Source organism: Bowmanella yangjiangensis (assembly GCF_017255015.1).
GTDB lineage: Bacteria > Pseudomonadota > Gammaproteobacteria > Enterobacterales > Alteromonadaceae > Bowmanella > Bowmanella yangjiangensis.
Window position 1 is genome coordinate 1 of sequence record NZ_JAFKCS010000230.1, and the last position, 1,326, is coordinate 1,326.

The window sequence follows — 1,326 nt, forward strand, 5'->3', positions numbered from 1 at the left end:
GGCTTCGGCCAGTTCACCGAGTGAGTTGAAACCTATCTGTTCGAGTCGCCGAACGACGGTCGGGCCTACGCCCTTGAGGCTGATCAGTGCGTCGTATTCATGGGCTGGAAAGGGCATGGTGATGGCTACCGAGGGATTGAATTTGCCGTTGATCGGTTGGCGCGTGTTCAGCGGCGCACCGTATGCGCGTTGACGAAGGCGTCGATATCTGCGGTCGACTGCAAGTGGTAGAGCGCCTTGCCGGCGGCGCTTGCCTCGATCCTGGCGAGCAAGGCGCTGGTCCAGAAGCGTGGTGACAGGCGCAGGTATTTCCAGCTCGCCAGGGTGCCTTTCAGCACAGAGCTGCCCTGCGGCCAGCCTTCCGGTCTCACCCATGCGCTCTGCAGCAGTCGCTTGCAGGTGAACCAGTAGTGCTGCCAGTACGGCAGGTCGACGTAGATGAGCGTGTCTGCGGATTCCAGCCGTTGCCAGAAGGACTCCAGCGTGCCCAGACCTTCGATGATCCAGCCGTCCCTGCCCAGAATGGCACGGTGCGCCGCGTCGTATTCCTCGTTCGACACTTTGGTTCCGTCGGCTCGGTAGGCCATCAGGTCCAGGGGGAACAGCTCGAGGCCCTTGGCCTGTGCCAGTTTCCTGCCCAGCGTGGACTTGCCGCCACCTGGCTTGCCGAAAACGGCTATCCGTTTCATGCCTCATCATTCCCTTCGCGTGCACTGCGTTGTGCCGGATGATTGCACGGCTGCCCGGCGCCTGGGTACTGCAGAAACGCCGCATGCAGGCGCGTGTCGGGTCGCCGTGGGGCGTCAGGTCGCGCTCAGGGCGTCACGCAGCGCCTGGGGCAGCGGGATGGGGCGCTTGCTCTCGGGGGACACGGCTACCTGCGTGAGGGTGGCGCGGAAGGTGACGTCGCGCGCGGCATTGCGGGCCTCGACGAAGAAGGAGAACGAGCTGGTGGTGAGATCGCCGCTGCGCACCTCGATGTCGATGACCTCGTCCCAGGCCATGGGCGCCAGAAACTCGATCGAGAGCGCGCGGGCGGGAGGCAGAATGCCCATCGCGAAGATTTCGCGTATGGCCGGCCCGCCAAGGGCGTGAGCCAGGAAGTCGTGTACCGCTTCGATGACGAAGTAGCTGATGCGTGGCGTGTAGACGATGCCGGCCGGGTCGCAGTCGCCGAAGAGAATTCGTCGCTTCGTTACAAAGCTCATGGGGAAGGTCTCGGGTTGGGCGTTGCTGGACGTACTGTGCGCCTGGAACCGCGCAGTTGCGCAACCCGGCGCAGCGGCTGAGCCACTGCGCCGGGTCGGGGTCAGCGGTTGAAGCGTT

Annotated in this window: 2 protein-coding genes; both read right to left on the reverse strand. The window is 64.3% G+C overall.

Translation table 11 applies throughout. The annotated features are described in order from the left end of the window. Positions 1 to 167 precede the first annotated feature (167 nt). Complete coding sequence (locus J0A65_RS23580; protein WP_206596717.1) at positions 168 to 689, reverse strand: P-loop NTPase family protein; 522 nt, start codon at positions 687 to 689, stop codon at positions 168 to 170. 114 nt (positions 690 to 803) lie between these two features. Continuing rightward, a partial coding sequence (locus J0A65_RS23585) for an acyl-CoA thioesterase (RefSeq protein ID WP_206596718.1) occupies positions 804 to 1,326 on the reverse strand: 523 nt, incomplete at its 5' end.